Source organism: Microbacterium ureisolvens, from assembly GCF_015278315.1.
Classification (GTDB): Bacteria; Actinomycetota; Actinomycetes; order Actinomycetales; family Microbacteriaceae; genus Microbacterium; species Microbacterium ureisolvens.
The window spans coordinates 56,012-77,391 of record NZ_JADIJE010000014.1 but is presented as its reverse complement, the minus strand read 5'-3'; the positions used below and the strand labels follow the sequence as shown (position 1 = coordinate 77,391).

The following is a 21,380-nucleotide window of genomic DNA, read 5'->3' as shown; positions in this document are numbered from 1 at the left end:
ATGCGGAGACCGGTCAGCGACGGCCGGGAAGGAACCGGCGGACGAGCCCTGTCGCAACGGACAGCTCCGGCGCGCGCAGCAGCGCGAGGAAGCCGACGTAGACCGCGATCGAGACGACTCCGATGATCGCGGCGCCCGCCGCGCCCAGCAGGGCACTCGCGGTGGTCCAGCCGTCGGCACCGCCGAACCAGAGGAACACCAGCCACCCGGCCCCAGCCGCCGGCAGGGCGGCGATGACGAACCGCCCGAGTGACAGCATCCATGATCCGATCGCCAGCCCTCCGAGCCGGCGTTCGAGCAGCCACGTCGCGATGATCACCTGGATGAGGCTGGCCAGTGACTGGCCGAGCGCGACGCCCGCCGCAAGGTACGCCTGCGAGAGCACCGCCTGGGCGATGAGGGCGGTGGCGACGACGATGCCGCACTGCAGCAGGGTGAAGAAGAACGGCGTCCGCGTGTCGTCGTAGGCGTAGAACGTGCGTTGGATGACGAAGAGCACCGCGAGCGGGATCAGTCCGACGAGGAAGGCCAGGAGCACCCACGCGGCCTCGACCGCCTGGTCGGCGGAGTTCGTGAAGATGCGCGACGCGGGCACGGCGGCGGCGGCGAGGGCGAACGTCGCGATCACGATGAAAACGCCGAGCGTGCGGATGCTGCGTCCGACGTCGGCGCGCACGTCGGACTCGCGACCCGCTGAGGCGTGCTCGCTCAGCTGCGTGAAGTAGGGGGTCCCGATCGACAGCACGATGATCGAGTACGGGAGCATGAACAGCAGCCACGCGTTCTGGGATGCCAGAGCCGCCGGGCCGTCGCCGGACGCGCCCGAGAGCACGCGTGACTGGACGAGCCCGGCCAGCTGCCCGGCGAGCACCATGAGGAACGTCCACCCCGCGAGCCGGCCGATGTGGTTGAGGCCGACCCCGCGCCAGCGGAAGTCGGGACGGACGTGCAGTCCCGTGCGCCGCCAGAAGAAGAGCAGGATGACCGCCTGCACCACGATCGCGAACGTCGCCGTGCCGGCGATCAGCGCGATCATCTCGGGCGTCCAGTCCTCGGTATCGGTGATCGGTCCACCGAAGAGCGCGATGAACACCAGGAAGCCGGCGATCGAGACGATGTTGTTGACGATCGGCGCCCACGTGAACGGGCCGTACACCCGCCGTGCGTTGAGCGCCTCGCCGACGAGTGCGTAGAGGCCGTAGAACAGGATCTGCGGCAGGCACCAGTAGGCGAACGCCGTCGTGAGCGCGAGCTGATCGGCGGTGTAGTCGGGGGCGTAGAGCTGGACCAGCCAGGGAGCCGCCAGGGTGGCCAGCACCGTCGTGACGACCAGCACGACGGTGCCGAGCGTGAAGAGCTTCGAGATGAACGCGCGCCCGCCGTCGGGGTGAGCGCTCGCCTTCACGATCTGCGGCACGACGACGGCGGTCAGCAGACCCGTCGAGATGATCGCGTAGATGTTGTTGGGCAGCTGGTTGGCGGTGCCGAAGGCGTCGCCCGCCCGGCTGCTGACCGAGCCGACCGCCGCGACCAGCACGACCGAGCGCAGGAACCCCGTCAGCCGCGAGACGACCGTGCCGGCGCCGATGAGGACACTCGCCCGCCCGATCCCGCTCATCGCCCGCGCTCCTCGTCCGGCGCCGTCTCGCGGGAAGCCGACCCCGCGTCGTCCGACGCCTCAACCGCGTCGCCTGAAGACTCGGCCCGCTCACCCGGCACTTCCGCCCGTTCGCGCGGCACTTCGGCCTGGTCACCCAGCGCCTCGGCCTCTTCGCCCGGCGCCTCGTCGACGTCGGTCGGCGCACCCGCACCCTCCGCCGGAGCGTCGGCTGCGGCATCCGTCTTCCGGCGTCTCCGGCGCATCCGCAGCACCGTGCGGATGATGCCGAAGGCCAGCAGCAGGCCGACGAGCACAGCGAGGGCGGCGATGCCCACGGCCTCCCAGTCGGCGTAGACGCTGACCTCGACCGACTCGGCCTCGCCGATCGCGACGAACGCGGGGCTGCGCAGCTGCAGGGTGAGCGTGACGTCGCCGCGCCCCACCCGGGCCTGCACCGGCACCTCGACGCGCGTGTTGCTCTCGGGCGTCGCGACCAGCGGCGTCTGCGGCTGCACGTCGAGCCGGGGGTTGTCGCGCGTCGTGTAGAGCACGAGGTTCACGGGGTAGGGCAGGTCGTTGCGCACCCAGAACCGCAGGGCCGCGGACGAGCCGTACAGGTCACTCGGGCTCGTCGGCAGCAGCGCGACCGAGTCGAGGGTGTCGACGCTCGCCTGACGATGGTCGGCGAGGGCGGCAGGCCACGCCGCGTCACCGATCCAGGCGACGCCCAGAAGCTGCAGGATCTCGGCACGCTCGGGGCCGGTCAGCAGCGACGGGGTGTCGAGAATGGTCGCGAACCGCGCGAGTTCGGATTCATCGGCGACGAGGGCGGATGCCGCGGCCGCACGCTCCTGCGAGGGCTCGATCTCTTCGAGCTCGACGTCGCGTGCCTCGCTCGCCGCCACCGTGGCGATCGTGCGCGGGGTGACGTCCGGTGCGCCGAAGGCGGCGGAGATGGCGGCACCGAGCTCGACGCGATCGCGGCCTTCTCCGCGCCCCACGGTGGTGAGGATCGGTCCGTCAGCCTCCGCCGTGGCGAAGGCGAGGTAGGCGGTGGCGGAGGTGAGCGACGCGCCGCGCAGCCACGACTCCTCACGCTGCGACGCTTCGTCGAGCGTCGATGAGATGTCGCTGTCGTAGACCAGCACCTCGGCCGACCCGATGCGGCCGTGGGCCGAGACGGTGCGGCCGGCGGCTCCGGCATCCGTCGTCGACGAGGGCACGAGCGTCACCGGCGTCATGCCGCCCGCGTCGATCTCGGCGAGCCGTTCGGCGATCTCGGTGTCGGCGGTGCCGTCGGCAGGCCAGTAGACGCCCGGGCGGGTGGCGGGGCCGACGGCCAGCAGCTCCTCGGTGCCGGGCAGGGAACTGCCGGCAGTGGGCGTCGGGGTGGGGGTGGGCGACGTGGACGGCGACTCGGTCGGCGTCGCGGTCGGGGTTGGGCTGGGAGCGACGAAGTCGGCCGGGTCCATGTAGGCCGTGAACGAGGTGGGCTCGAGCGGGCGCGGCAGGCCCGCCTGGAGCTGCGCCGTGACGTCGGCGTCACCGAACTGGAGGGCGAAGCGCGAGTTCTGGATGTTCTCGAGTCGCTCGAGCCACTCGAGGGCGGACTCGGGCGCCGACGTCCCCAGCACGCGGATCGAGGCCGGCACGGCCGGGTCGACCGCGAGGATCGCCGCGGTTCCGGTGACCCCGTCGAGCTGGTTGGTGAGCGCGCCGTCCGACGCCGTGAGCTCGGCGAGCTCGTCGGCGGTGAGGAGGCCTTCTTCCAGCGCGCCGGCCGTGATCGGGACGATCACACCGAGGCCGACATCGACGGCGTCGGCGGGCGGCACGATCATGGCGCTGGTGGACGTCACCGTGCCCGACGAGCCGTCGTACGACGCGGCGATCGGGTAGACGCCCGCGGCGAGGCCGGCGAGCGCCGGGTTGTCGGCGTCGACCGTGATGCCCCGCACCTGGAACGCGCCGGCCTGGACGGCGTCGAACCCGCCTTCGGCGATCGGCTCGAGCCCGGCCGCCGATACCGAGCCCGAGAGCCACTCCCCGAGCGCCTCACGGTTCGCGATCGGGGTCCGCCCGAGCGCGAGCGTCACGGTGGTCGGCGCGATCTCGGCGTCGGTGGCGTTCTGGAGCGAGATCGACACGCTGAGCGCGTCGCCGGGGCGCACGATGCCGTTCGACGACGGAGAGAGCGTGAACACCGAGGTGCCGGCAGGCACGTCCGAGATCTCGCTGGGCGTCGGGGCGGGCTCGGGCGCGGCGGCCGTCGCCGGCACCGGGAGCAGCATGCCGCAGACCACGACCACCGCCGCGAGTGCGGCGGTGACGAGACGCGGTGCGCGGCGAGGGGGGCGCCGCAGAGCTCGCGGTGGGGTCACGATCATCCTGTCGGGGGTTCGCTCCTGTGCGATGTCCTGACCGCACGATCGACCCCGATTCTACGGTCAGCGCCTCCGAGCCCGCCGGACGCCGGGCCGCCGGAGCGCCTCACCGCGCCACAGGGTTGGATGGACGCGTGCTCCCCGAACCGGACCCGACCCTCTGCCGCGACCTCGCCGCCGACCTGCGCGATGCCGGCTTCACCGCCGAGGCCGTGCGCGATGCGTGGGGCGCGGCCGCCGACGACGCCATCGCGCGCGGGCTCCGTTCGCCGGCCTCGCGCGTCCTCGGCGACCGCCGCGACGCCCTCGCCGTGCTGGGCAGACTACTGGTGCTCGGGATGCCGCAGGACGAGGCATCCGTCGACAGCTCCCTTCCCCGCACCCGCGCCGGTGGACTCGTGCGACTCGGTCTCGCGAGCATCGCCGAGGAGATCGTCCAGCCCCTCGCGGTGGTGCGGCCGCAGTCGTACGCCGACGCGGCGGGAACCGGACAGTGGTGGATCGCGAGCGACCTCGACGAGGCCGCTTTGAGCGGACCCCTCCCCGAAGACCACGTGCTCGGAGTCGGCGGGGCGTCGCTGACGCTCGCCGGTCTGCAGCTCACGACCCCCGCGGCGCGGGGGCTCGACATCGGCGCCGGATGCGGCATCCAGGCGCTCCGCGCCCGCGCGCAGGTCGACGAGGTCGTCGCCACCGACATCTCGCCGCGTGCGCTCGCCTTCACTCGGCTCAACGCGCTGCTCAACGGCGTGGACGGCGTCCAGACGCGGCTCGGAAGCCTGTTCGAGCCCGTCGCCGGCGAGCGGTTCGACCGCATCGTGTCGAACCCGCCCTTCGTCATCACGCCGCGTGTCGCCGACGTGCCGGCGTACGAGTACCGCGACGGCGGCATGGTCGGCGACGACCTCGTGGCCGCCTTCGTGCGGGGTGTCGGCGCCCACCTGACCGCGGGCGGCGTCGCGCAGCTGCTGGGCAACTGGGAGACGCGTGACGGCGTGCCCGGGCTCGAGCGGGTGCGGGAATGGGTCAAGTCCTCACGGGTGGCGCTCGACGCCTGGGTGGTCGAGCGCGAGAGCCTCGACCCGCTGTCGTACGCCGAGCTGTGGGTGCGCGACGGCGGCACGCTGCCCGGAACCCCGGGCTTCGCGCGGCTGGTCGACGCGTGGCTCGACGACTTCTCTGAGCGCCGCGTCGCCGAGGTCGGGTTCGGGTACCTGCTGCTGCGACGTCCTGCCGGTGAGCCCACGCTGGCCCGCTACGAGACGCTGCACACGGCGCTCGCCGGCGACGGACTGGGCGATCACCTCGCCGCGGCACTCGCGGCTCACGATCGCCTGGCCGCGCTCGACGACGCCGGGCTCGCGGCATCCGTCCTCACGGTCGCACCGGACGTGACCGAAGCGCGTCATCACCTGCCCGGCGCCGAGGATCCGACCGTGATCGAGCTGCGCCAGGGTGGCGGGTTCGGGCGCGCGCTGGGCGTCGATCCCGGGCTCGCTGCCCTCGTCGGGGCGTGCGACGGCGACCTGCCCGTCGGAGTGCTGATCGACGCGATCGCCGAGCTGCTCGAGGTCGACGCCGGGGCCCTCCGGGGCGATCTCCTGCCTCGGGTGCGCGAACTGACGTTCACCGGATTCCTCCGTTTCGCCTGAGAGTTCGAATCGCGCACTTTGCAGCTTCGAGGCGCCCGAACCCGCAAAGTGCGCGATTCGAAACCGGTGAGAAGCGGCTCGGTAGGCTGGAGGCCATGCTCAACATGGCCGAGGGCATCGCGCGCCTCGGCGTGCTCGCCGAGTCTCCCGTCGTCGCCACGCTCGCCCGCGCGTTCGCCGACGCCGGCCACGATCTGGCGATCGTCGGTGGCCCCGTGCGCGACGCGCTGCTCGGCCGTCGCACGAACGACCTCGACTTCACGACCGACGCGCGGCCCGACGAGATCCTGCGGATCGTGACGCCCATCTCGACCGCGCAGTGGGACATCGGCCGCGCATTCGGCACGATCGGCGCCCGCGTCCACCGCGAGCAGGTCGAGATCACCACCTACCGCGCCGACAGCTACGACGGCGTCACCCGCAAGCCGACTGTCGAGTTCGGCGACACGATCGGGGGAGACCTCGTCCGCCGCGACTTCACGGTCAACGCGATGGCGCTGCGGGTGCCGAGCCAGACCCTCGTCGACCCCACGGGCGGCGTCGAGGACCTCGTGCGCGGCGTGCTGCGCACCCCCACGGATCCCGCGGTGAGCTTCGGCGACGACCCGCTGCGCATGCTGCGGGCGGCCCGGTTCGCCTCGCAGCTCGGGTTCGGCGTGGACCCGGCCACGGAGGCCGCCATCGCCGACCTGCGCCACACGCTCGAGATCGTGAGCCCGGAGCGCATCCAGGCCGAGCTGGTGAAACTGCTCGCGACGGACGACCCGGTGCGCGGCATCCGTCTCCTCGTCGAGACCGGGCTGATCGGCGAGTTCCTGCCCGAGATCCCTGCGCTGCAGCTCGAGGTCGACGAGCACCACCACCACAAAGACGTGTACGAGCACTCGCTGACGGTGCTCCGCCAGGCGATCGAGCTCGAGAAGTCGCGGCACCCGGATGCCGCCCCCGACGTGCCGCTGCGGATCGCTGCCCTGCTGCACGACATCGGCAAGCCGGCGACGCGGCGCCTGGAGCCGGGCGGCGGTGTGACGTTCTATCACCACGACCTCAAGGGCGCGCGGTTGGCGCGCAAGCGCCTGCAGGCGCTGCGCTTCGACTCGGCGACGATCGCGAGCGTCACTCGGCTGATCGAGCTGCACCTGCGGTTCTTCGGCTACTCCGAGGGCGCGTGGACCGATTCCGCGGTGCGCCGGTATGTGAGGGATGCCGACGCCGAGCTCGAGCGCCTGCACATCCTCACGCGGGCAGACGTCACCACCCGCAACGTCAAGAAGGCCGGGCGCCTGGCCCGCGCCTACGACGACATCGAGCGCCGCATCGCCGAGCTCGCCGCGCAGGAGCAGCTCGACGCGATGCGCCCCGAGCTCGACGGCAACCGCATCCAGGAGGTGCTCGGCATCAGCCCGGGACGCGAGGTCGGCGAGGCCTATCGCTTCCTGCTGGACCTGCGACTGGATGAGGGCGTCGTGGGCGAGGAGGAGGCCGAGCGGCGCCTGCGAGAGTGGTGGGCGGCGCGCTCTTCCGGCTGAGCGCGAAGGATTCGGGAGAAACGCCGCCGCGGGCAGCCTGGCCACCGTCAGCCGACGTTCCTCCCGGATCCTTGACGGGGTCAGGCGACTCGCGACCCTCGCAGGTCGGCGAGCTCGCGGCCGGAGCGCACCGCGGCCGACTCGGCCGTGCGCTTGAGCTCGGCGGCCGGCTCCGCGAAGGCGTCGAGGGCGGGGTTCACGCCTACGAGGGTGAAGGGGCGCTGCACGAGGCGCAGGTCGAGGCCCCAGACGTCGACGAGCACGCGCCGCAGCCAGTCGGTGGAGTGGTCCCAGCCGGCCTTGGGTGTGCCTTCGGCGTAGTTGCCGCCCAGCACCGTCACGAGCGTCGCGGGCTTGCCGCGGAGGTCGGTTCCCTGCGGGTCGATCCCGGGCACGGTGTAGGCGAGGTCGAACCAGGTCTTGAAGTGCTGCGAGACGCCGTAGTTGTAGAGCGGGACGGTGAACAGCAGCGCCTCGGCGCCGCGCAGCTCGTCGGCGTACGTGCGGGCGAGCGCGATCGCGCTCTGCTGCGCGTCGGTGCGGTCGGCCTCGGGCGTGAACCCGCCCTGCACCGCGTCGCGCCATGCCGTCGCGGGCGTCGGGTCGGCCGACAGGTCGCGACGCACGACCGACGAGGTCGGGTGGGCGGCGGTCCACTCGGCCTCCACGAGGTCGCCGAGCTCACGGCTGGCGGAAGTGGCGGGAAGGATGCTGGCATCCAGGCGGAAGAGGGTCATCGAAGCTCCTGATCGCATTCTCATAGTCACTATGAAAAGTAGAGTGACTATGCAGACAGTAGCACGGTACGATGAGGGGATGGCCGAGGACGAGCACGGAGGACCCGCGTGCGACGCGGCGATCTCGCTCGCCTTCTCGGTGCTCGGCAAACGCTGGAACGGCATGATCCTGGACGCCCTCAGCAGTGGACCGCTCTCGTTCGTGGCGTTGAAGCGCACGGTCACCGGCATCAGCGACGCCGTGCTCTCCGACCGCCTGACCGAACTCGCGGAGACCCGTCTCGTCACCCGGGACGTCGACCCCGGACCCCCGGTCGCCGTCAGCTACGCGCTGACCCTGCAGGGCGAGAAGCTGATCCCGGTCCTGGAGCAGCTCGGAGCCTGGGCACGCGACAACCTCGTCGTCCCCTCCCGCGCCTGAGGCGCGGCATCCGTTCCCGCGTCAGCGCAGGTGACGCGACACGCGCTCCGCGAACGCGGGGCACCCGGCGCCCGTGAGCGACTCGACGAGGCCCCTGCTCGCCGCGCCGGCGTGGTGCCGGTCCTGCTGCCGTTCGGTGACACGGCGGACGTGCGCCGCGGCGGTGTCGTCCAGAAGGCAGAGGAACTCGTCGACGGTGTAGACCTCGAACGGCAGCTCATCCCCACCCGCGACCTCGCCGGCACGCGACGAAAGGAGCACGTGCGCGCCGCCGGCCGCGGCGGCGTCGGCTGGATCCGCCTCGGACCGGCCGGCAGGGGTGGCGAGCACCTCGTCGAGGCTCGCGACGAGCAGGTCGTGGCGACGACCCGACCAGCCTTCGCGCCGCGCCGGATCCTCTGCGGTCCACAGCAGGACGGCCTCTGCCACCGCGCCGGACGTGGAATGCAGCTGGAACCAGTCCTCGGTCTCATCGCACAGGAGCGCCAGCCATTCGAACGGTGTGCGTGCGGCGAGGACGTCGGCGTCGACGAATACCCGTTGGAGCACCTGGTCAGACTACCCAGCGAAGGTTGTCGATCCGCTCAGAGTTCGTCGTCGAGGTCGCGCAGGGCTTCGAGGGCCTCGCGGCGCGCCTGGGCCCGCCTCCGGCGGAGCGCCAGCACGTCGCCGGTGGCCAGCCGGGTGTGACTGCCCACCTGCCGGGAGGGCAGCTCACCGCTGCGCACCAGCTTCATCAGGGTCGGACGCGAGACGCCGACGAGCTCCGCCGCCACGGTGGTGGTCACCTCTTCCGGAAGCGTGGTGACCGACACGCGCCCGCGCGCGAGCCCGCGCAGCACCTGCAACAGCAACGAGTTCAGCTCCGGCGTCACGGCGGTCGCGGACCCGCCGCCGGCGGTGAGCGCGAACTCGAGCCGGGCGGGATCCGGCGCGCCCTCCAGGAGATCGGCGGCCTGCGCGCGCAGGCCTTCTTCGACGAGAACTGTCCCGTTCGTCAACAACACGGTCATAAGGCCCCCCGACCCGTGACGCGCCGCAGACGGAAGCACGGCGCACAGGCAGGATATCCGGTTGCAGATGCACGTGGACGCTTTGCAGTTACAGGTGCAACGTACTAGCGTCGGCCGGTATCAACCGGCCGATGGATGGGATACGAAACTGGTGGATGCAGACGCGCTCAAGCGGACCTGGGCACAGGTCGCTGCCCACGGGGACGCGGTACCCGGGTACTTCTACGCGCATCTCTTCCTGGCACACCCCGAGACGCGCGACCTCTTCCCGGTCGCGATGGCCGCGCAGCGCGACCGTCTGGTCAAGGCGCTGGGCCACATGGTCAGCAACGTCGACCGCGTCGGCGACGTCGTGCCCTACATCGAGGACCTGGGCCGCGACCATCGGAAGTTCGGGACGGTGGCCGACCACTACCCCGCGGTCGGCGCGTCGCTGCTGGCGACGCTGAAGCACTTCCTGGGCGACGCGTGGACCGCCGAGCTCGCGGCGGACTGGGCTGAGGCCTACGGACTCATCGCGACGACGATGGTGACGGCCGCCGAGGCGGTGGAGTCCGAGCCCGCGACCTGGGCGGCGGAGGTGGTGTCGACCGAGCGGCGGGGCATGGATGTCGGCACTGTGACGATCCGCCCGGACGATCGGTACCGCTATCAGGCCGGCCAGTCGCTGGCGATCGAGATCCCCCAGCGGCCGCGCCAGTGGCGCTACCTCTCCCCGACCCACGCGCCGCGCGCCGACGGCACCATCACCTTCCACGTTCAGCTCGTCGCGGGAGGCCAGGTCAGCGGTGCGCTCCTGCGCGACGTCGCGGCGGGCGACCGCGTGCGGCTCGGCCCGCCCATCGGCGAGCTGCTGACCCTGCCGTTCGGCAGCGAGTGGCCCGACCTCCTCCTCGTCGCGGGTGGCACGGGCCTTGCGCCGCTGCTCGCAGTGCTCGACCAGGTCGCCGGCCGTCACGCGTCGCGCGGCGACGGCCCGCGCGTGGCGCTGTACCACGGAGCGCGGCATCCGTGGGGCTTCTACGCGAAGCCCGAACTCGAGCGTTACGCGGACGCGCCGTGGTTCACCGTCACCTACGCGGTGTCGGACGACCCCTCGTTCCCCGGACCCCGCGGACTCATCGGCGACATCGCGGCCGCCGACGGGCCCTGGGACGACCGCCTCGCGATGATCTGCGGCTCGCCGCGCATGGTCGACCACACGACCGACGTCCTGCGTCGTGCAGGACTCGACGAGCACAGCATCCGCAGCGAGAAGTACGAAGACCCGTTCACCCAGCAACCCCGCGTCACCGGCGATCAGGCTCACTCCCCGGAACTGGTCCGGTCGGGCACCGCGAGGGGAACCCAGTAGAGGGCAGAGACGACCATGACCGCGACCCAATCCGTATCCATCACGCCGGAATCCCTTCGACAGGCGTCCTTCTCGGACGAACGCAGCGGATACTCCCGCTCCGAGGTGCAGGCGGTCCTGACGGCCGCGGCCGACGCGCTCGAGCTCGCGTGGCGCAACAACGACGCGCTCACCGCGAACGGCGTCAACACCGAGGAAGGCGAGATCTCCAGCCGCGCCGTCCTGCTGCTCAGCAGTGCGCAGCGCATCGCCGACGACGCCGTCGCCGAGGCGGAGTCGTACGCGAAGGACCTCATCGAGACCGCGCGCAAGCAGTACCGCGAGATCATCGAACGCGCCCAGCACGTCGCCCACTCCATCGAGAAGCAGGCCGCCGCGCACCCCGGCCAGATCGCCGCCGCCGCGGCGGCGGCCACGACACCGACGGGGGCCACGACGCCGACCGACACCGGCGCCATCCCGGTGGTCGGTGCTGCGGCCTCCGACCCGTGGGCGGCCGACCGTTCGCCCGCCCTCGCCTTCGCCACCGACGATCTCGCGGCTGCGGGCCCGGCGTCGCCCGACGAGGTGGTCCGCGCCCGCCAGTTCGCGCGCATGGCGACCGCCCAGGTGCACTCGCTGCTCGAGTCCATCGAGCGCGAGCTGGGCCGCCTCGGCGCCACGCCGGCCCGGACTCTTCCGCCCCACCCCGGCCCCGCCCCGAGGCTCGCGCCCGAAGCCGCCCCGCGGCTCTCGCCGGACGCCGCCGCGCGGCCCGCGCCCGAGCCCGCCGACGAGCGGCCCGCCCCGGCCTTCGAGCAGCCCGCCCCGGCCTTCGAGCAGCCCGCCCCGGCTTTCGAGCAGCCCGCCCCGGCTTTCGAGCAGCCCGCGGGCGACAGCCCCTGGCGCCGGCGAAGCTCGAGCGAGTACTGACCACCCCTGCGGACAGCATCCATCCCCCTCACGATCGGAGCACACCACATGACCGACACCACCGAAGCGACGCTCTACCAGCGCCTCGGCGAGGGCGACGGCATCGCCGCCGTCGTCGACAGCCTGTACCGCCGGATCCTCGGCGATGAGACCCTGGCACCGTTCTTCTCCGAGACGCGCATGGTGGAGCAGAAGCGCCACATGGCGCTGTTCCTCGCGGCGGCCGCCGGGGGCCCCGACGGATACCGCGGCAAGGACCTGACCGTGGCCCACGCGGGCCGTGGCATCACCGACGCCGACTTCGACCGCGTCATCGGGCACGCTGCCGCGGCGCTCGAGGAGGCCGGCGTGGACCCCGACGCGATCGCGCAGGTCGCGGGCGCCCTCATGCCGCTGCGCGAGAAGGTCACCTCCGCCGCGGCCTGACCCTCGGTGCGGACGGCGCGCCGCTGCGATCCGACCGCACCGCCACGGTCCGACCGCAGCGCCACGGTCCAACCGAGCGCCCCGACCTGACCGCGCCGCTGCGGTCAGACCGGGCGGACCGGCCTGACCGCGCCGGGGCGCGGCCCCTACACTGGACGCACGCTCCACCGACGCCGATCGGAGCCGCCGTGTCGTCACCCTGGTCGCAGCGGCGCGAGGTCTCGCCCGAGAACTCCCGTCTGCTGATCGAGCGCGCCCACGAGGAGCTCGTCGCCGGCAACGCGGGCGACGAACGACTGCGCGACGTGCGGATGCTGGTGCGCGAGTCCTGGCGGCGCTCCCTCGACAGCCTCGTCGGGGCCGAGGCACTGCCGCCGCTCGACCTCACGGCCGAGGAGCTCGAGGCCTACCGGCGCGCGCATCCGCTCGCCGGGGTGATCGACATGGTGCGCGGACTGCTGCTGCCCGGCGAGCCGTCGGAGTCGGGCGTCGTGGTGGCGGTCGGCGACGCCGCGGGACGGCTGCTGTGGGTCGAGGGCGACCGCGATGTGCGCCGGCTCACGGGCGACATGGGGTTCGTCGAGGGTGCGAACTGGTCGGAGCATGCCGTGGGGACCGCCGCCCCGGGTACCGCGATCGCGCTGGACCGGTCGGTGCAGATCCACGGCGCCGAGCACTTCAACCGCCTGGTGCAGCCCTGGTCGTGCACCGCGGCGCCGCTGCACGACCCCGAGACGCGGCGCATCCTCGGGGTGATCGACGTCACCGGCGGGCTCGAGGCCGTCACCCCGCAGGCTCAGCTGCTGGTGGATGCCACCGCCCGGGCGATCGAGAGCGAGCTGCTGGTCTCCCGGCTTCGCGCTCGAGCCGCCCCGCAGCGACCCGCCCGCAGGACGAGGCGGCGCGCCGAGCCCACGCGCGCGACGCTCCATGTACTCGGCCGCGACCGCGCGCTGCTGGAGGTCGTCGGCGAGGGCACCGAGACCGTCTCCGAACTGGGCCCGCGTCACGCCGAGCTGCTGCTCATGCTCGCCATCCACCGCCAGGGTCTGTCGGCGGAGCGGCTCGGCGAGCTGGTGTACGGCGAGAGCGGCGGGGATGCGGCATCCGTCACCCTCCGCGCCGAGATGGTGCGCCTGCGCAAGACCCTCACGACGGCGGCGCCCGCCCTCGTGCCGGAGTCGCGGCCGTACCGGATCGCGGTCGAGGTCGAGACCGATGCGCACCGGGTGCTGTCGCTTCTGGACCGCGGGGCGCACCGGGTCGCGCTCGCCGCCTACCGCGGCGATGTGCTGCCCGACTCGGTCGCGCCGGGGGTCGAGGAGTTCCGCGACACCGTCCGCACGGCGCTGCGCGAAGCGCTCATGGCCGAGGCATCCGTCGACGTGCTCCTCGCGTTCGCCGAGACGGATGCCGCCGTCGATGACATCGAGCTGCTCCGCCTGTGCCTCACCATGCTTCCCGCCCGCTCGCCGCGCCGCGCGGGGCTGGTGGCGCGCATCGAGCGCCTGGAGAGCTGACGACGCCGAGAGCGCAGACAGTGTCGCGGATCGGCGCTTGATCGTGCAGTTCGTGCGCCCTCGGCGAGGGGGTCGACGACCGGGTATGCAACGTGATGCAACGTGGCGCGGCCTATCTTCGACGCATCGCGACGAGGACCGTCGCGGAAGCGTCGAAGGAGACCAGCATGACCATCGTCGAAGAGGGCGTCTCGAGCGTCTACGCCGCCCCCGGGCAGCGCGGCTCGATCGCCGACTACCGTCCCCGCTACGGCCACTACATCGGCGGTGAGTGGGTCGAGCCCGTCAAGGGCCAGTACTTCGAGAACATCTCGCCCGTCACCGGCAAGCCCTTCACCGAGGTCGGCCGCGGCACGGTCGAAGACGTCGACCGCGCCGTCGACGTCGCCTGGCGCGCGTTCGAGAGCTGGAAGCGAACGACTCCCGCAGAGCGCGCCAATATCCTCAACAAGATCGCCGACCGCATCGAGCAGAACCTCGAGAAGATCGCCGTCGCCGAGACGTGGGAGAACGGCAAGCCGGTGCGCGAGACGCTGGCCGCCGACATCCCGCTCGCCGTCGACCACTTCCGCTACTTCGCGGGCGTGCTGCGCGCGCAGGAGGGCTCGCTCAGCCAGCTCGACGAAGACACCGTCGCCTACCACTTCCACGAGCCGCTGGGAGTGGTCGGCCAGATCATCCCGTGGAACTTCCCGATCCTGATGGCCACGTGGAAGCTCGCCCCCGCCCTCGCGGCCGGCAACTGCGTCGTGCTGAAGCCGGCCGAGCAGACGCCCGCCTCGATCCTGTTCCTGTTCGACATCATCGGCGACCTCCTCCCGGCCGGTGTCGTCAACATCGTGAACGGGTTCGGGATCGAGGCCGGAGCGCCGCTCGCGCAGCACAAGCGCATCCGCAAGGTCGCGTTCACGGGCGAGACGACGACGGGCCGCCTCATCATGCAGTACGCCTCGCAGAACCTCATCCCGGTGACGCTCGAGCTCGGCGGCAAGAGCGCGAACGTCTTCTTCGAAGACGTCGCGCGCGACACCGGCGACGCGTACTACGACAAGGCGCTCGAGGGCTTCACGTTCTTCGCCCTCAACCAGGGCGAGGTGTGCACGTGCCCGTCGCGCGCGCTCATCCAGCGCTCGATCTACGACCGGTTCCTCGGCGACGGCCTCGACCGCGTCTCGAAGATCGTGCAGGGCAACCCGCTCGACCCGGCGACGATGATCGGCGCGCAGGCCTCCAACGACCAGCTCGAGAAGATCCTGTCGTACATCGAGATCGGCAGGGCCGGCGGCGCGAAGCTGCTCGCGGGCGGCGAGCGCGTCGACCTCGGCGGCGACCTGTCGGGTGGCTACTACGTGGCGCCGACCGTCTTCGAGGGCACGAACGACATGCGGATCTTCCAGGAGGAGATCTTCGGGCCGGTCGTCTCGGTCACGTCGTTCGACGACTTCGACGACGCCGTGTCGATCGCCAACGACACGCTCTACGGCCTCGGCGCGGGCGTCTGGAGCCGCTCGGGTGACACCGCCTATCGAGCCGGACGCGCGATCGAGGCCGGCCGCGTCTGGACGAACACGTACCACCAGTACCCCGCGCACGCGGCCTTCGGCGGCTACAAGCAGTCCGGCATCGGCCGCGAGAACCACCTCAAGATGCTCGACCACTACCAGCAGACGAAGAACCTCCTCGTGTCGTACGCCGACGGAGCGATGGGCTTCTTCTGATCGGCCAGCCGGTCCTCTCCGGGGGGTCGCGGGACCGGCACCCATGGCCCGGGCGGCGCGCCCCACACGCGCCGCCCGGGTCGCCCCCTTTCCTGCCAGTCCGAGGAGGACGCGATGGTCACCACCGGCACCCACTCGCGCGTGGCGGTGACGGATGCCGCGGCATCCCTCCTGCGGCAGCTCACCGCGCAGCACGGCCCGCTGATGTTCCATCAGTCCGGCGGCTGCTGCGACGGGAGCTCGCCGATGTGCTTCCCGGTGGGGATGTTCCTCACGGGTCCGTCGGACGTGCGGCTCGGCGAGCTCGACGTGGGCCTCGGCCCTTCGGCGGGGTCAGAGGCCGGCGCGATCGAGGTCTTCATCTCGGCGGCGCAGTTCGAATACTGGAAGTACACGCACCTCACCATCGACGTCGTTCCCGGACGCGGTGCGGGCTTCAGCGTGGAGGGCCCGACCGGCCATCGCTTCATCATCCGCTCGCGCATGCTCGACGACGCCGAGCTGGCTCACTTCGGGCTCGTGGACGGCGCCTCATCCTGCTGAACACCCGCCGCCCAGCGGGCGCTCTCGCGGAAGTCAGGCGCTGTCGCGGATCTCGCGCGCGAACCCGTCGGCGTGGGCGCGCAGCGCCTCGATGCGACGCTGGCGCGCCGCCTGGACGTCGAACCCGAGGTACGCGGGCGGCATAGGCCGGCGGGCGTTCGCGGAGCACTCGAAGTTCTCGCAGAGGAGCGTGCCGATGGTGTCGCCGTTGCGGCCGGCCTTGCCGGCGCGCTTGGCCCCGAAGAGCACGACGTCGTTGGGCAGGGTGACGTCCTCGCACCACGAGCACTGGGCGCGGGCGCGCGTGCGCTGCTCCGTCCGCCGCAGCAGGATGCCGACCGGAGCGTCGTCGACCGGCACCACGATGAACCCGGCGAGGGGCTGCTTCGGGTCGCGCCAGCCGAAGTAGTCGAGGTCTTCCCAGGCCACGTGGGCGAGGTCGGGCACGACCAGGGCGTTGCGTTCGCGCAGGGAGGCGTTGACGAAGGACGCGCGGATGTCCTTCTCGGTGAATGCGTGCATGATTCCTTGATTCACGAAGGGTCGCCCGTGGGACGACGAAGAGGGAGGGATGCCGCAGACCGGGCGGTCCGCGGAGAGTCGGGTGGCGTCGCGCGTGATGTCAGAGTCAGACCATGCGACGCGCGCGGCTACCTCCGCTCGGCGCGTGGAGCGCCGAGTACCCCCTCACGCCCGCCGGGCGTCGTGAACGTCGAATGCACGCCCGACAGCATACGCTCGCCCGCCTTCACGTCGGCAGGGATGGGGATCGGCCGGAAAGGGGATCAGCGGAGGAACGCCGGACCGACCTGGGTGAGGATCCAGAACAGCACCACGATCCCGCCCGCGACGATGGTCACCCAGGGAACGCCCCGTTGCAGGCGCCGTCCGCCCGGTGCGACGCCGGGTGGCGGTCGCAGCGCGTCGAGCGGCGGCGCGAAGGGGACGGATGCCGCGCCACCCTGCACCGCGACCGCGGGCGTCGCGGAGCCGAAGGGCGAGGCATCCGTCATCGCATCCGCCGCGGCGGCGGCCAGCCGCTCGTCGCGCCACCGCGCCCACTGCGCGAACTTGTCGAGAAGGGCCCCGACGACGGAGAAGAGCCACGCCCAGGTCTGCGGGTCCAGCGTGGAGAAGTCGCGCTTGGCGTAGAGCAAGAGCCAGTCGTCGACGATCTCGACGTCCAGCGCGGCAGCGTTGTCGATGAAGCGGGCCATGATGTCGGGCGTGAACAGGTAGAGGGCGTCGCGCTCGTAGTCCGCGGGGCAGTAGAGCGAGAAATAGCGGTCGAAGTCGCCCTCGAGGCTGAGCCTCTGATCTCGGTCGAAGGTGAGCGGCAGGTTCGAGCCGAACAGGCCGTTGTTGCTCGTCGCGTCCAGCACGATGTGCGGGAGCGGGGTGTCGAGCTTCACCGCGACGTAGCCCCATTGATGGGTCTGCCGGTTCTTGCCCGAACCCGTGGTGTACCGGTAGTTCGCGAACTCGACGAAGCGCGGACGCTCACCGCGCACCAGGTCGCTCGAGTGGCGACTGCTGCCGATCGAGAAGATCATGCCCGGCAGGCCGGGGTCGTCCAGTCGCGGTTCGTACCGCATCGCGTTGGCGCGTGCGAAGCGGTCGAGGCGGTACCGGCGCTCGCGGGCGGTGCGGAAGCCGTTGACGAAGAGCGTGACTGCGACAACGGCGATGATCCCGAGCACCACGACCGGCAGCACGGCGAAGAGGACCCCGAGCCCGCCTGAGCCGCCCGCACCGGAGGTCACGGCAGCCAGCACCGCGGAGATCATCGTGATCGCTACGGAGCCGAAGACCACGAGCACGACGAGCGCGATGACGACGCCGAACACTGCGCCGAACGACGAGCTCGCGACGCGCCCGGTGCGGCGCAGCTCCTGGTCGAACGCCCGCGCCGCGCCCGGCGGCACCGGCTCGAGCAGCGGGCGCGCGTCGAACGGATACGACGCGGCGGACGGAGCACTCACGCCGACCACGCTAGCGCTGCTCTCGAGTGCTTCCCGCGGCAGAACTCCTTCGATCCGCGTGCTCGGGTGCGCCGCCGGCGTCCCGTCGGCGGCTCGGCCCCGCTCTTGGAGGAGTTCTGCACCCCGTCACACGGGCCAGGGCATGATCGAGGGGTGCGCAAGCGCGCGCACGACGAGTTCTGCGCGAGGAGGCGCCATGACCGATGCCCCGAGAGACCCCGACGACCTGGCGGCGCTCCGCGAGGCCTCCGACGTCCTCGGCATCGATGCGCTCCTGAGCGCCGACGAGCGGGCGGTCCGCGAACGCGTGGGTCGGTTCGTCGACGCGGAGATCCGGCCGCACATCGCCGACTGGTTCGATCGCGCGCACTTCCCCGCCGAGCTCGCCCCCGAGCTCGGCCGCCTGGGCGTGCTCGGCATGGAGCTGGACGGATACGGATGCCCCGGCCGCAGCGCCGTCGAGTACGGCCTGGCCGCGCTCGAACTCGAGGCGGGCGACTCGGGTATCCGCACGTTCGTCTCGGTACAGGGCTCCCTCGTGATGGGGTCGATCCACCGGTTCGGCAGCGAGGAGCAGAAGCAGGAGTGGCTCCCGAGGATGGCCGCCGGCGCGGCGATCGGCGGCTTCGCCCTCACCGAGCCGACCGCGGGCTCCGACCCGTCAGGCATGACGACCTTCGCGCGGCGCGACGGCGGCGACTGGATCCTCTCCGGCGCGAAGCGCTGGATCGGCCTGGCGTCGATCGCCGATGTGACGGTCGTGTGGGCGCAGACCGACGACGGCGTCCGCGGATTCCTCGTGCCGGCCGGAACCCGAGGGTACGAGGTGACGGTGCTCGAGCCGAAGGGGTCGATGCGGGCGTCGGTCCAGACCGGCTTGCGCTTCGATGAGGTGCGGGTTCCGGCATCCGCTCTCCTGCCGGAGGCACGCGGGCTCCGCGGACCCTTCTCAGCCCTGAACGACGCACGGTACGGGATCGTCTGGGGGTCGCTCGGCGCGGCGCGCGACAGCTATGAGGCCGCGCTGCGGCACGCCCTGCGCCGGGAGCAGTTCGGGCGGCCGATCGCCGGGTTCCAGCTGACGCAGCGCAAGCTCGTCGACATGGTGGTGGAGCTGCAGAAGGGCGCGCTGCTCGCGCTGCAGATCGGGCGCGCGAAGGATGCCGGCACCCTGACGCCGACGCAGATCTCGCTCGGCAAGCTCAACAACGTGCGGGAGGCGATCGAGATCGCCCGCGAAGCGCGGACGATCCTGGGTGGCGACGGCGTGCTGCTCGACCACTCCCCGATCCGGCACGCCGCCAACCTCGAGTCGGTGCGCACGTACGAGGGCACCGACGAGGTGCACACTCTGGTGCTGGGTCAGCACCTGACCGGCATCTCCGCGTTCCGCTGAGCGACCCCGTCGCGGCCACGGGACGGGGAGACACCGCGGGCGCTACGACGGTGAAGTGCCGATCGCGCGCGCGATCGCGCCGGCCATCCACCGGCGATAGTCGTCATCGCTCCACCCGGACTGCCGGACGAGCTGCTCGTAGCTCTCGGGCGACATCAGGAAGGACAGCTCGGCTGCGGCGCGCTCGACGTCGAGCCCGGGGTCGGCCACTCCGCGCTCCACGAGAAGGCCTGCCAGCCCGATGAAATCGGCCCGTCGGCTGGCGAGCATCCGACGCAGCGCCTCGTCCACGAGCGGGTCCGACAGGGCGGCGCCGAGCAGAACCGTCCACAGCCGGCTGCCGCGGGCGTTGGCGTCGGCCACCGCAGCGACCACCGCGTCGATCAGCAGCTCGGTGGGCAGATCGAGCACTCCCCGCCCAGCATCCGTCTCGGTGAGGCTCTCCGCACCCTCGACGCCCGCGAACTGCACTTCGAAGGAGCGGATGAGCAGATCCGACTTCGAGCCGGCGGACTTGACGGTCTCGGTGGACACGCCCGCCTCGCGCGCGATCGCCGCGAGCGTGGTGGCCTGATACCCGGTGGCGGAGAAGGCGATCGCGGCACTCTCGAGGATGCGCTCACGCGTGCGCCGCGCCTGGGCTTCGCGGAGCTCCGACCGGTACGCCCGCGTGGGCGCGGCACCATCGGGAGCAGGCTGCACTGACGGCATATTGACTTTCCCTCAGGGGTAGTGAATCATCTGACGAGCAAGCCAATTCTATCCGGAGGTCGTTGATGCGCTCCTATCTGATCTGCTGCACGCCGGCGCACGGTCATGTCATGCCGTTGCTCACGATCGCCCGCCACCTGGTCGGTCGCGGTGACCGAGTGCGCTTCCTCACCGGCAGAAAGTACGGCGAGGCGGTGACCGCCTCCGGTGCGCGGTTCATCCCACTGCCGGTGGACGCCGACATCGATCTCGACCGCGCGAACGAGCTGTTCCCCGAGCGGGCTGCACTCACCGGCGCCGCCGGCATCCGGTTCGATCTGCGCAACCTCTTCATCGCCCCCGCGCGCGACCAGCTGAGGGCCCTCGAGGACGCGCTGGCCGCCGAGCCGGCGGACGCGATCCTCACCGAGGGGCTGTTCGTCGGTGCAGCGTTCCTGAATCAGCGCCCCCGCGCCCAGCGCCCCGCGATCATTCCGCTGGGCATCTTCCCGCTCGGCGGCACCGGTGCCGACCTCGCGCCCTTCGGCACCGGTCTGCCGCCGATGGCGGGCCCGATCGGGCGCCTCCGCAATCGGGCGCTGCGCCTGGTCACAGACAAAGCCGTCTTCGGGCCGGTCCTGGGCGAGCTCGACGCGGCATGCGAGGAGCTGACCGGCCGGCCCCTCGACGGCTCGCTGTTCGACCGCGCCCCCTACTGCGACGCGTACGTGCAGTTCACCGTGCCGTCGTTCGAGTATCCGCGCGCAGACCTGCCGTCGACGGTTCGCTTCGCCGGTCCCTTGCCGTCGGCACCGTCGCGCGCCGCCGAACTGCCGGAGTGGTGGGCCGAACTCGATGATCCTCGGCCGGTCGTGCATGTCACGCAGGGAACGGTCGCCAACCGGGACTTCTCGCTGCTGGTGCGGCCCGCGATCGACGGCCTCGCCGATCGCGATGTGCTCGTGGTGGTGTCGACGGGAGGCAGGCCGCCATCGGCCGTCGGACCGGTGCCCCGCAACGTGCGCGTCGAGCGCTACCTGCCCTACGACCTGCTGCTGCCGAAGGTCGACGCGCTCGTATCCAACGGCGGCTACGGCGGGGTTCAGCAGGCTCTGTCCCACGGCATCCCGCTCGTCGTCGCCGGGCAGACCGAAGACAAGATCGAGGTGACGGCGCGCGTGGGCTGGTCGGGCGCGGGCATCAACCTCCGGACGAACAGGGCCGAGCCCGCCAAACTCGCGCGCGCCGTCGACCGGGTGCTCGGCGAAGAGTCCTACCGCACCGCGGCCCGGCGCATCGGAGACGACATCCGCGCGACGGACGCCCTCGCGACCCTCGACGCGGTGCTCGCCGCCGTCATTCCCCGTGAGGCCGCCGGCGAGGGCCCCGACAAGGCCGCCGCGACCGATTCGGCGGCGGACCGGACGATCAGGTAAACTGTCCAGGTTGTCCGCACGCGCACTAACGCGCGGTCAGTCGGATGACGTGCAACACACCCTCCTG

At 71.8% G+C, this 21,380-nt stretch carries 19 protein-coding genes; 11 read left to right on the top strand and 8 right to left on the bottom strand.

Annotation, left to right across the window (positions count from 1 at the left end; genetic code table 11):
• Window positions 1-13 precede the first annotated feature (13 nt).
• Together murJ and IM767_RS17980 are read right to left on the bottom strand one after the other, a co-directional pair.
• Complete coding sequence (murJ, locus tag IM767_RS17985; protein WP_109208713.1) at window positions 14-1,618, bottom strand: murein biosynthesis integral membrane protein MurJ; 1,605 nt, start codon at window positions 1,616-1,618, stop codon at window positions 14-16.
• Window positions 1,615-3,981 carry a DUF6049 family protein gene (locus IM767_RS17980; protein ID WP_194398926.1) on the bottom strand — a complete coding sequence of 789 codons (2,367 nt, stop codon included), beginning with the start codon at window positions 3,979-3,981 and terminating at the stop codon, window positions 1,615-1,617. Before IM767_RS17980 ends, murJ begins: the two co-directional genes overlap by 4 nt.
• Before the next feature lie 137 nt (window positions 3,982-4,118).
• Here IM767_RS17980 and IM767_RS17975 point away from each other — a divergent pair, with 137 nt between their 5' ends.
• Window positions 4,119-5,636, top strand: a complete 1,518-nt coding sequence (locus IM767_RS17975) for a DUF7059 domain-containing protein (protein WP_109208711.1) — start codon at window positions 4,119-4,121, stop codon at window positions 5,634-5,636.
• 95 nt (window positions 5,637-5,731) lie between these two features.
• Complete coding sequence (locus IM767_RS17970) at window positions 5,732-7,165, top strand: CCA tRNA nucleotidyltransferase (RefSeq protein ID WP_109208710.1); 1,434 nt, start codon at window positions 5,732-5,734, stop codon at window positions 7,163-7,165.
• 80 nt (window positions 7,166-7,245) lie between these two features.
• Here IM767_RS17970 and IM767_RS17965 read toward each other — a convergent pair whose 3' ends face one another.
• Complete coding sequence (locus IM767_RS17965; RefSeq protein ID WP_109208709.1) at window positions 7,246-7,902, bottom strand: FMN-dependent NADH-azoreductase; 657 nt, start codon at window positions 7,900-7,902, stop codon at window positions 7,246-7,248.
• 79 nt (window positions 7,903-7,981) lie between these two features.
• Here IM767_RS17965 and IM767_RS17960 point away from each other — a divergent pair, with 79 nt between their 5' ends.
• The gene (locus tag IM767_RS17960; protein ID WP_198426107.1) at window positions 7,982-8,323 is read left to right on the top strand and encodes a winged helix-turn-helix transcriptional regulator; all 342 of its coding nucleotides are present in this window, start codon (window positions 7,982-7,984) and stop codon (window positions 8,321-8,323) included.
• A 21-nt stretch (window positions 8,324-8,344) separates the two neighbouring features.
• On the opposite strand, the gene IM767_RS17955 is transcribed toward IM767_RS17960, so the two are convergent.
• Window positions 8,345-8,872 (bottom strand): hypothetical protein, encoded by a 528-nt coding sequence (locus IM767_RS17955; protein ID WP_109208707.1) that lies wholly within the window; start codon window positions 8,870-8,872, stop codon window positions 8,345-8,347.
• A gap of 35 nt (window positions 8,873-8,907) precedes the next feature.
• Window positions 8,908-9,324: a helix-turn-helix domain-containing protein gene (locus IM767_RS17950; protein WP_198426106.1), complete on the bottom strand. Its 417-nt coding sequence runs from the start codon at window positions 9,322-9,324 to the stop codon at window positions 8,908-8,910.
• Between the two features lie 163 nt (window positions 9,325-9,487).
• On the opposite strand from IM767_RS17950, the gene IM767_RS17945 reads away from it, so the two are divergent.
• From IM767_RS17945 to IM767_RS17920, 6 genes are all read left to right on the top strand, one after another.
• On the top strand, window positions 9,488-10,690 hold the full coding sequence (locus IM767_RS17945; RefSeq protein WP_109208705.1) for a globin domain-containing protein: 1,203 nt from the start codon (window positions 9,488-9,490) through the stop codon (window positions 10,688-10,690).
• A gap of 15 nt (window positions 10,691-10,705) precedes the next feature.
• On the top strand, window positions 10,706-11,602 hold the full coding sequence (locus tag IM767_RS21065; protein ID WP_109208704.1) for a DivIVA domain-containing protein: 897 nt from the start codon (window positions 10,706-10,708) through the stop codon (window positions 11,600-11,602).
• A gap of 48 nt (window positions 11,603-11,650) precedes the next feature.
• Window positions 11,651-12,028 (top strand): group I truncated hemoglobin, encoded by a 378-nt coding sequence (locus IM767_RS17935; RefSeq protein ID WP_109208703.1) that lies wholly within the window; start codon window positions 11,651-11,653, stop codon window positions 12,026-12,028.
• Window positions 12,029-12,216: 188 nt separating this feature from the next.
• A complete protein-coding gene (locus IM767_RS17930; RefSeq protein WP_109208702.1) occupies window positions 12,217-13,548 on the top strand; it encodes a GAF domain-containing protein in 1,332 nt (443 codons plus the stop codon).
• Between the two features lie 167 nt (window positions 13,549-13,715).
• Window positions 13,716-15,266 carry an acetaldehyde dehydrogenase ExaC gene (exaC, locus tag IM767_RS17925; protein ID WP_109208701.1) on the top strand — a complete coding sequence of 517 codons (1,551 nt, stop codon included), beginning with the start codon at window positions 13,716-13,718 and terminating at the stop codon, window positions 15,264-15,266.
• A 114-nt stretch (window positions 15,267-15,380) separates the two neighbouring features.
• Window positions 15,381-15,809: a DUF779 domain-containing protein gene (locus tag IM767_RS17920; RefSeq protein WP_109208700.1), complete on the top strand. Its 429-nt coding sequence runs from the start codon at window positions 15,381-15,383 to the stop codon at window positions 15,807-15,809.
• 33 nt (window positions 15,810-15,842) lie between these two features.
• Here IM767_RS17920 and IM767_RS17915 read toward each other — a convergent pair whose 3' ends face one another.
• Both IM767_RS17915 and IM767_RS17910 read right to left on the bottom strand, forming a co-directional pair.
• Window positions 15,843-16,331, bottom strand: coding sequence for an FBP domain-containing protein (locus IM767_RS17915; protein ID WP_109208699.1), 489 nt, complete (start codon window positions 16,329-16,331; stop codon window positions 15,843-15,845).
• Between the two features lie 263 nt (window positions 16,332-16,594).
• Entirely contained in the window at window positions 16,595-17,791 is a 1,197-nt protein-coding gene (locus IM767_RS17910; RefSeq protein WP_109208851.1) for a hypothetical protein, read from the bottom strand.
• A gap of 196 nt (window positions 17,792-17,987) precedes the next feature.
• Here IM767_RS17910 and IM767_RS17905 point away from each other — a divergent pair, with 196 nt between their 5' ends.
• Window positions 17,988-19,187 carry an acyl-CoA dehydrogenase family protein gene (locus tag IM767_RS17905; RefSeq protein WP_109208698.1) on the top strand — a complete coding sequence of 400 codons (1,200 nt, stop codon included), beginning with the start codon at window positions 17,988-17,990 and terminating at the stop codon, window positions 19,185-19,187.
• Window positions 19,188-19,229: 42 nt separating this feature from the next.
• Here the strand turns inward: IM767_RS17905 and IM767_RS17900 are convergent, their stop codons facing one another.
• On the bottom strand, window positions 19,230-19,898 hold the full coding sequence (locus IM767_RS17900) for a TetR/AcrR family transcriptional regulator (protein ID WP_109208697.1): 669 nt from the start codon (window positions 19,896-19,898) through the stop codon (window positions 19,230-19,232).
• Window positions 19,899-20,008: 110 nt separating this feature from the next.
• Between IM767_RS17900 and IM767_RS17895 the strand changes: the two genes are divergently transcribed.
• On the top strand, window positions 20,009-21,313 hold the full coding sequence (locus IM767_RS17895) for a nucleotide disphospho-sugar-binding domain-containing protein (protein WP_239453094.1): 1,305 nt from the start codon (window positions 20,009-20,011) through the stop codon (window positions 21,311-21,313).
• Window positions 21,314-21,380 lie beyond the last annotated feature (67 nt).

Bases quoted from the DNA above. Each gene is read 5' to 3' on its own strand.
- murJ (WP_109208713.1), bottom strand. From the start codon at position 1,618: ATGAGCGGGATCGGGCGGGCGAGTGTCCTCATCGGCGCCGGCACGGTC.
- IM767_RS17970 (WP_109208710.1), top strand. From the start codon at position 5,732: ATGCTCAACATGGCCGAGGGCATCGCGCGCCTCGGCGTGCTCGCCGAG.
- IM767_RS17965 (WP_109208709.1), bottom strand. From the start codon at position 7,902: ATGACCCTCTTCCGCCTGGATGCCAGCATCCTTCCCGCCACTTCCGCC.
- IM767_RS17960 (WP_198426107.1), top strand. From the start codon at position 7,982: ATGGCCGAGGACGAGCACGGAGGACCCGCGTGCGACGCGGCGATCTCG.
- IM767_RS21065 (WP_109208704.1), top strand. From the start codon at position 10,706: ATGACCGCGACCCAATCCGTATCCATCACGCCGGAATCCCTTCGACAG.
- IM767_RS17935 (WP_109208703.1), top strand. From the start codon at position 11,651: ATGACCGACACCACCGAAGCGACGCTCTACCAGCGCCTCGGCGAGGGC.
- exaC (WP_109208701.1), top strand. From the start codon at position 13,716: ATGACCATCGTCGAAGAGGGCGTCTCGAGCGTCTACGCCGCCCCCGGG.
- IM767_RS17920 (WP_109208700.1), top strand. From the start codon at position 15,381: ATGGTCACCACCGGCACCCACTCGCGCGTGGCGGTGACGGATGCCGCG.
- IM767_RS17915 (WP_109208699.1), bottom strand. From the start codon at position 16,331: ATGCACGCATTCACCGAGAAGGACATCCGCGCGTCCTTCGTCAACGCC.
- IM767_RS17905 (WP_109208698.1), top strand. From the start codon at position 17,988: ATGACCGATGCCCCGAGAGACCCCGACGACCTGGCGGCGCTCCGCGAG.
- IM767_RS17900 (WP_109208697.1), bottom strand. From the start codon at position 19,898: ATGCCGTCAGTGCAGCCTGCTCCCGATGGTGCCGCGCCCACGCGGGCG.
- IM767_RS17895 (WP_239453094.1), top strand. From the start codon at position 20,009: ATGCCGTTGCTCACGATCGCCCGCCACCTGGTCGGTCGCGGTGACCGA.